The organism is Tissierella sp. P1, assembly GCF_002266425.1.
GTDB lineage: Bacteria > Bacillota > Clostridia > Tissierellales > Tissierellaceae > Tissierella > Tissierella carlieri.
This window is the reverse complement of sequence record NZ_NPMN01000059.1, coordinates 1-7,911: the sequence shown is the minus strand read 5'-3', so window position 1 is coordinate 7,911 and position 7,911 is coordinate 1. Positions and strand designations below refer to the sequence as shown.

At 32.8% G+C, this 7,911-nt stretch carries 7 protein-coding genes and 1 pseudogene; 3 read left to right on the top strand and 5 right to left on the bottom strand.

Going from position 1 to position 7,911, the window contains the following annotated elements:
• Positions 1-15: 15 nt before the first annotated feature.
• From CIW83_RS21410 to CIW83_RS21390, 5 genes are read right to left on the bottom strand one after another with little or no spacing between them, the layout of a single operon-like run.
• Positions 16-723, bottom strand: a complete 708-nt coding sequence (locus tag CIW83_RS21410) for an ABC transporter ATP-binding protein (RefSeq protein ID WP_094904463.1) — start codon at positions 721-723, stop codon at positions 16-18.
• Positions 723-1,490 (bottom strand): ABC transporter ATP-binding protein, encoded by a 768-nt coding sequence (locus CIW83_RS21405; protein WP_094904462.1) that lies wholly within the window; start codon positions 1,488-1,490, stop codon positions 723-725. Before CIW83_RS21405 ends, CIW83_RS21410 begins: the two co-directional genes overlap by 1 nt.
• Positions 1,471-2,541: a branched-chain amino acid ABC transporter permease gene (locus tag CIW83_RS21400; RefSeq protein WP_094904461.1), complete on the bottom strand. Its 1,071-nt coding sequence runs from the start codon at positions 2,539-2,541 to the stop codon at positions 1,471-1,473. The genes CIW83_RS21405 and CIW83_RS21400 overlap by 20 nt, the downstream gene beginning before the upstream one ends.
• A gap of 13 nt (positions 2,542-2,554) precedes the next feature.
• Positions 2,555-3,427 carry a branched-chain amino acid ABC transporter permease gene (locus CIW83_RS21395; protein WP_094904460.1) on the bottom strand — a complete coding sequence of 291 codons (873 nt, stop codon included), beginning with the start codon at positions 3,425-3,427 and terminating at the stop codon, positions 2,555-2,557.
• Positions 3,428-3,482: 55 nt separating this feature from the next.
• Positions 3,483-4,622 (bottom strand): ABC transporter substrate-binding protein, encoded by a 1,140-nt coding sequence (locus CIW83_RS21390; protein WP_094904459.1) that lies wholly within the window; start codon positions 4,620-4,622, stop codon positions 3,483-3,485.
• A 234-nt stretch (positions 4,623-4,856) separates the two neighbouring features.
• Here CIW83_RS21390 and CIW83_RS21385 point away from each other — a divergent pair.
• The 3 genes and pseudogenes from CIW83_RS21385 to CIW83_RS21375 all read left to right on the top strand — a co-directional run.
• Positions 4,857-5,557: pseudogene (locus CIW83_RS21385) on the top strand (transporter substrate-binding domain-containing protein); the annotation flags it as partial.
• Between the two features lie 102 nt (positions 5,558-5,659).
• The gene (locus tag CIW83_RS21380; RefSeq protein ID WP_369819424.1) at positions 5,660-6,463 is read left to right on the top strand and encodes a nitrogen regulation protein NR(II); all 804 of its coding nucleotides are present in this window, start codon (positions 5,660-5,662) and stop codon (positions 6,461-6,463) included.
• 1 nt (position 6,464) lies between these two features.
• Positions 6,465-7,817, top strand: coding sequence for a sigma-54 dependent transcriptional regulator (locus tag CIW83_RS21375; RefSeq protein WP_094904456.1), 1,353 nt, complete (start codon positions 6,465-6,467; stop codon positions 7,815-7,817).
• Positions 7,818-7,911 lie beyond the last annotated feature (94 nt).

Sequence of the window (7,911 nt, the reverse complement as noted above, 5' to 3'; positions counted from 1 at the left end):
TTTTAATTCCTCCCTTTATTCTTCTCCTAAATAAGCCTTTCTTACTCTATCATCATGTAATAAATCCTTAGCATCACCTGAGAATAAGATTTTTCCAGTTTCTATTACATAGCCTCTATCTGCCGTCTGCAGTGCAATATTAGCATTTTGCTCAACAAATAAAAATGTAAGTCCCGTTTTTTTGTTTATTTCCTTAATAGATTCAAATATCTCTTCAATAACTATTGGTGCTAATCCCATGGATGGTTCATCTAGCATTAGTAGCTCTGGATCTGATAAAAGAGCTCTACCAATAGCTAGCATTTGTTGTTCTCCACCACTTAGGGTTCCTCCATACTGTTTAGTTCTCTCCTTTAATCTAGGGAATAGCTTATATACAAATTCAAGGTCTTCTTTTATTTTTTCTTTATCCTTTCTCAAATAAGCTCCCATTAGAAGATTTTCTTCTACAGTCAATGCAGTAAATATTCTTCTTCCCTCTGGAACATGTATAAGTCTTTTGGCTACTATTTTTTCCGCACTTAAGTCATTTATTTCTTCGTCTTTATATTTAATACTTCCTTTAGATTTTATTAGATTGGATATGGCTCTTAAGGTACTAGTCTTTCCTGCTCCATTACTTCCAATTAAAGTGATTATCTCTCCCTCTTTTATTTCAAAAGATAATCCTTGTAATGCGTGGATACCTCCATAATATACATTTAAGTCTTCAACTTTTAACATTACTTAGTACCCCCTTTACCTAAATAAGCTTCAATTACCCTTTGATTTTGCTGAATCTCTTGTGGCAATCCTTCTGCTATTTTATTTCCATATTCTAGTACCGAAATTCTATCAGATATACCCATTACAAGCTTCATATCATGTTCAATAACTAAAATGGTATTTCCTCTATCTCTAATTTTCTTTATAAGATGAGTCATCTCAACTTTTTCACCTGAGTTCATACCTGCTGCTGGCTCATCAAGTAAAAGTAATTTAGGTTCTGTAGCCAATGCTCGAGCAACCTCTACTCTTCTTTGATAACCATAGGGTAAGCTAGTAGCTATTTCATCCTTTAAATGAGTTAACTCAAGGAAATCCAAAATCTCCATTACCTTAGTTTCAACTTCCTTTTCTTCTTTTACAAGCTTAGGAGATTTTAATATGGTAGCCAATAAGTTTGATGATGTTCTGCAATATTGTCCAACCATTACATTTTCAAGTACCGTCATGGTGCTGAATAACCTTATATTCTGGAAGGTTCTACCGATTCCCATTTTTGTTATTTCATAGGGTTTAGATTTTTTAACCTTTTCTCCTAAGAATGTAACATCTCCTGCTGTTGGTTCATATATCCCAGTAATAGCATTAAAAAAAGTAGTTTTTCCCGCTCCATTAGGTCCTATTAAACTTACAATTTCATCTTTATCTATATGAAAATCTACATTGTTTACAGCTGTCAACCCACCAAAACGCATTGTTATTCCTTTAGCTTCGAGAATTCTCATTTTTCGCACCTCCCTTTAGACTAGACATGCTGATCATTCCTTGAGGTCTTACTATCATCATCATTACTAATAATATACCGTATATTGCATATCTATATGTGGATATACCTCTTAGTGCTTCAGGTAATATAGTTAATACTGTTGCACCTACAATAATACCTGGTATACTTCCTACACCGCCTAATACTACCATTGTTAACATTACTACTGATTCCATATATGTGAAGTTATCTGGATTTACATAGTGAATAAATGAAGCGAATATACCTCCAGCTAATCCTGCTATAGCAGCACCTAAAACAAAGGCAAGTATTTTTAGGAAAGTTGGGTTTATTCCCATTGCTTCTGCTGCTACTTCATCATCCTTTACAGCTACTAGTCCTCTTCCTAATCTAGAGTTTAATAGTCTATAGGATATAAATATGGTTAGAAGTGCAAGAATATATAGAATATAATAATATCCAGTATTACTGCTTATTGTATAACCAAATATCTTAGGTGATGGAATACCTGGTATACCAGCTGGTCCCCTTGTAAAGGATGCCCAATTTATTAAAACTAACCTTAGTATTTCACTGAAACCTATTGTTGTAATAGCTAAATAGTCTCCTTTTAATCTTAGAGTAGGAATACCTAAAAGTAATCCAAAAATTGCAGAGACAATTGCACTACAAATCAATGCAATCCAGAAAGGTACATGATAAGTCACTGTAAGAATAGCAGTAGTATATGCTCCTACAGCATAAAATGCAGAGTGTCCCATGGAAAGTTGTCCTGCAAATCCCAGAACAAAGTTCAAACTTAATGCCAATACTATATATATCAACACTAGTACGCTTGTCCTAAGTGCATAAGTGTTGTTGGCTAAAATTAGAGGTAATAATGCTCCTAATATTAAAAATATAAAAGTTGTAGCTTTTCTCTTTTTATTATCTAAATTCATAAATCTCTTTGTACCTATATCAAATATTTTTGAAAGTACAATAATTCCTAAATACAATATACCCGAATATAATATTAGATTGAATAAAACCTTTGAAATATTAGTCATCTTTATCCACCTCCTATACCTTTTCTTTAATACCCTTACCTAACAATCCATCAGGTTTTAGGATAAGTATGATTATTAAAATTATAAAGGCTATAGCATCTCTGTACCCAGAAGAAATATATGCTGCACCTAGACTTTCTGATACTCCCATAATAAGCCCTCCAAGCATTGCACCTGGAATACTGCCTATACCACCTATTACTGCTGCAATAAATGCCTTTAGTCCTGGTACATAACCCATCATAGGATATGCTGCTTTATAATATATTGCAACCAAAGTACCTGCAGCAGCTCCTAGAGCAGAACCAAGTCCAAATGTAAAATATACTACCTTATTTGTATTAATTCCCATAAGTCTTGAAACATCCATATCTTGAGATACGCATCTCATTGCTCTACCAATCTTTGTATATTGAACTATATAAGTTAATAATGCAACTAAAACAATTGTTGTGCCTAAAATTATTAGCTGAATAGTATTAACTCTAATTCCCATAAAACTAAATACTTTATTATTTATTACATTTGGAAATGATTGAGTCTCAGGACCCCATATAAGCATTGCAAAATTCTCTAAAAATATACCAACTCCAACTGCAGATAAGAACAAATTTATTTTAGGTGCCTTAAACACAGGGCTATAAGCAAACTTTGCTATGAGTATTCCGAAGATTGATGCCCCAGCCATCCCAAATAAAAACGCCAGCATTATTGGCATATTAAATAGCGTCAATGCTGTATATGTTAAGAAAGCACCGATCATATATACGTCTCCATGGGCAAAGTTTATCAGTCTAATGATTCCATAGACCATTGTAAAGCCTATCGCCGTTAGAGCATAAATACTCCCGAGAGCTATACCGTTACTTAATTGCTCCATAAACATATCTTTCACTCTCCTTTGTGTCTATTAGGGAGCCCCTTAGAGCCCCCCAATATCTTTAGTTTAATTGATCTCCTGCTAAAACGATTTTACCATCTTTAACTTCTAATATTAAAATGCTTCTTGTTACATCATTGTTTTCAAAAGAGATAGGTCCAGCTACTCCTGGGAAGTCCTTAACTTCTTGTAAATATTTCGTTATACCATCTCTTGTTGCTCCGTTTTTCTTCATGCCTTCAAGAATAAGTTTTGCTGAGTCATATGCTAATGCTGCATAATTATCAGGTTCTTTATTATATTTTTCTCTAAATGCTTCTACAAATTCTTTTGTTCCAGGGAATTCAACATCTGGATGGAAGAATGCAGCGAATCTTATTCCCTCAACAGATTGTCCACCTAATTTTATTAATTCATCAGAACTGATTCCCTCTGTTCCTATCATTGGAACATTTAACCCTGCTGGTCCTGCTTGCTGTGCAATTAAAGCTGTTTCTACATAATAACCTGCAACAAACATTATATCTGGATTTTGACCCTTAATCTTTGTAAGTTGAGGGCTAAAGTCTTTTGATTGTCCTTCAAAATATGTTTCTGATGCTACAACTTTTCCACCTAGACTTTCAAATTCCTCTGTAAAGTCATTTTTAAGACCTGTACCAAAGTCATTAGCTGTAAATAAAATAGCTGCTTTTCTTTTTCCTAATACATTATAAGCATATTGTGCTAAGTTTTTTGCTTGAGTAGTATCAGTTAATGAAATACGATATAAATGAGGAGTAGATCCATCAGTTATTTGTTTATTAACTGAGTCTGTAATAACTGGTATACCTGCTGCTTCATAGATTCCTCTTGCCGCTAATGTACAAGAACTGTTCCAGTGACCAATTACTGCTAAGACTTTATTATCTCCTGCAAATTTTTGAGCTACGTTTGGCGCTTCTTTAGGGTTTCCAGTATCATCACCAACAATTAATTTCACTTGTTTACCTTCAATACCGCCCTCTTTATTTACTTCATCTAGTGCTAGTTCTATAGCTTTAACTTTCATATCTCCAAATTGAGCTGAGTCGCCTGTCATAGGATTAGCTGAGGCTATATATAATTCCGAAGAGTTAGAATTTCCTCCACCACCGCTACATGCAGTAAGTGAAACTATACTTAAAACTAATAAAACTGCTAAAAAAGCCTTCCTTTTCATTAAAGATCCTCCTTTATTTTTGGAAATTTTATTTTGATGCCAATTATTATTGCAAGTAGTGTGCCATAATTTTTTTATATCTCTAATGATTAATAAGCTACTGCCTACCATCTATAATTGTATAAATTGCTAAAATATAATAAATAATATCTATGCAATTAATTCATACTATGAAATTTTTTCATACACGTGGTATAATGATATAGAATAAAAATTTAGAACTCGAGGTGCAAGATGATTCGAAGAATGATTTTATCAATTTGCTTATTTGTAATAATCTGTTTATATTTCTCTTCACCTAGTACCGCTATTACACCACAGGATATTACTGAAGAACCTCTTAAAATCGGTGGGGATAATAATTATCCGCCATATGAATTTGTAGATGATAATGGGAACTTCAGGGGATTTAATGTAGACATTATAAGGGCCATTGCCATAGAATTAGGATTAGAAATTGAATTAATTCCTAATAGCTGGGAAGACACTATGGAGCTTTTGAAGGATGGAGAAATTGACGCTGTCCAAGGCATGACCGTGACAACAGAACGTGCTAGGATATATGACTTTACTCAAGAAATAGTAATAAATTCTCAAAATATATTTGTATTAAAAAATTCTACCCTTATTCACGATATAAATGATTTGTCTGGAAAAAGAATATCTATTCAAGCTGAAGATGTTTCTAAGGAGATTACAGGAAGGATATCAAATGCTACTGTCATACAGAAAATAAATCAGCTGGAAGCCCTTCAATCCTTATTATCTGGCGATGTTGATGCTACGTTGGTAATAGACTAACTGGAATTTATTATGTGCAAGCCTTTGATTTAACAGAATCTGTAAAGATTGTTGGAGAACCTCTTTATTCCACTAAGTATGCTATAGCTGTTAAAAAAGGAGATAATGAATTATTAGCTCTTTTAAATTCAGGCTTAGAATCAATAAAAAACAATGGAACTTATGATAAGATTTATAAGAAATGGTTTGGAGAAACTATTTTAGATATTAATCAAAAATGGATTGACATTCTTTCGATGTTATCAGTTGCACTTTTAATCTCTGTAATATTTATCTATATAGTAAACTATTGGAATAAAAGGCTAAAAGAAGAAGTTGAGGTCAGAACAAGAGAAATCATTGAGCTAAATAATATTGCAATGTATAGCGATAAGATGCAAGCATTAGGTAAATTATCATCAGGAATAGCTCATGAACTTAGAAATCCATTGACATCTATTAATGCTTTCATTGATTTAATTCCTTTAAAAATAGATGATGAGAATTTTAGAAAAGAATTAATGAAAATTGTTCCAAATGAAATAAAAAGATTAAATGATTTAGTTGGCTCCCTACTAGATTATTCAAAACCAAAGAATCCAAAACCTGAAAATATTATATTATCTGAAGTCTTATCCGATGTTTTAACTCTCTTGAAACAAAAGTTTAAAGAGAAGAAGATTAAGGTAATAACGAGAAATACAGACATTTATCTTTATGCTGACAAGTCCCAAATAAAGCAGATATTAATCAATATCTTACTTAATAGCATTGATGCCATCGACAAGGATGGACAAATAGAAATAGAAGGTAATATCATCAACACGAAAGCTTCTATAAGAATAAAAGATAATGGCTCTGGGGTACCCCAAGAGATGTTAAGTAAATTGTTTGATCCATTTTATACTTCTAAAAAAACTGGTTATGGAATTGGGCTTTCAATGACTGATAGATTGATAAAGGAAAACAAAGGAGAAATAAAGTTAGATAGTGAAGCTGGGGAAGGTACAATAGTTACGATTTATATGCCTACTGGGTTACCTGAGAGAAAGGAGAAATGATATGCACAATGTTTTAGTTATAGATGATGAAATCTCAATTCTTACTGCATTAAAATTTGCCCTTGAAGGCCATTTCAATGTATATACAACAGCCGATGTTTTAGAAGGCTTAGATATGATTAGTAGTAAAAGTATAGATTTAGTTTTACTTGATCAATATCTAGGGGATTACAGAGGTCTTGAAGTATTAAATACCATAAAATCAGAAAATCCAAGGGTAATTGTAATTGCAATGACTGCCTACGGCTCTATTGAAGACTCTATTGAAGCAATCCAGAGAGGTGCTTATTATTATATCACTAAACCCTTGGATATAAATGGATTGATATCTTTAATAAACAAGGCCCTTGATTATCAATCACTATCAGATCAATTGGAAGATCTAACGAAGCAAGTTAACGCAAACAAATTTAGTTTAAAAATGGTTTCTTCCAGTAGTGCCATGAATGAAGTATTTAAAATGATTGATAGAGTAAAGGATGTAGACATTACAGTCCTTATATCCGGCGAATCAGGTACAGGAAAAGAGCTCATTGCCAGAGCAATACATGAAACGAGTAGACGAAAAGATCACAATATGGAAATAATAAATTGTGCAGCAATTCCTCATAATCTTTTGGAATCTGAGCTGTTTGGATATGAAAAAGGTGCCTTTACTGGTGCAAATAATAAGTACAAGGGAAAATTCGAGCTGGCTGATAAGGGTACTTTATTCTTAGATGAAATTGGTGACATGGATATCCAATTACAAGCAAAACTTCTGAGAGTCATACAAGAAAAAACTATTACCCCCCTTGGAAGTGAGAAATCAATACCTGTTGACTTTAGATTAATAGCAGCCACAAATTTAAATCTCAGTGCTGAAGTTAAAAAAGGAAATTTTAGAGAAGATCTATTTTTTCGTTTAAATGTTGTTAATATAGAAGCTCCCCCTTTGAGAAATCGAAAAGAGGATATTCCTGCACTTACAAAACATTTTATAAATAAATACAGTAAATCTTTTAATAAAGAGGTTACTGGAATAAGCAGAGCTGCTATAGATGTCTTAGAAAACCATGATTACCCAGGTAATGTCAGAGAACTTCAAAATATTATTGAACGGGCAGTAGCACTTGCTGACAAAAACACCATTCAAATACAAGATCTACCAAGTGAAATCATTCCTAATACTCATAGAGTTTTATTAAGTGAAAGTGTTCCTGTATATGTTGGAGATACTATAGAGTCTGCAGAAAAAAAGCTTATCCTCGCTACTCTAGAATATTGTGATAACAATAAAAGAAAAACTGCTCAGATGTTAGGTATGAGTGAGAGACATCTTTATAACAAGTTAAATCAATATGAATTAGGATAGAAATTAATTAAAAATAAGTTCTAAAAAGGGCGGTTATATAACCGCCCTACAATTTTCTACTTCATTAAATGAGTCTCCAATATCTGCTCCATCC

Coding starts and splice junctions, on each gene's coding strand:
- CIW83_RS21390 (WP_094904459.1), bottom strand. CDS start 4,622: ATGAAAAGGAAGGCTTTTTTAGCAGTTTTATTAGTTTTAAGTATAGTT.
- CIW83_RS21405 (WP_094904462.1), bottom strand. CDS start 1,490: ATGAGAATTCTCGAAGCTAAAGGAATAACAATGCGTTTTGGTGGGTTG.
- CIW83_RS21410 (WP_094904463.1), bottom strand. CDS start 723: ATGTTAAAAGTTGAAGACTTAAATGTATATTATGGAGGTATCCACGCA.
- CIW83_RS21400 (WP_094904461.1), bottom strand. CDS start 2,541: ATGACTAATATTTCAAAGGTTTTATTCAATCTAATATTATATTCGGGT.
- CIW83_RS21395 (WP_094904460.1), bottom strand. CDS start 3,427: ATGTTTATGGAGCAATTAAGTAACGGTATAGCTCTCGGGAGTATTTAT.
- CIW83_RS21375 (WP_094904456.1), top strand. CDS start 6,465: ATGCACAATGTTTTAGTTATAGATGATGAAATCTCAATTCTTACTGCA.
- CIW83_RS21380 (WP_369819424.1), top strand. CDS start 5,660: ATGTTATCAGTTGCACTTTTAATCTCTGTAATATTTATCTATATAGTA.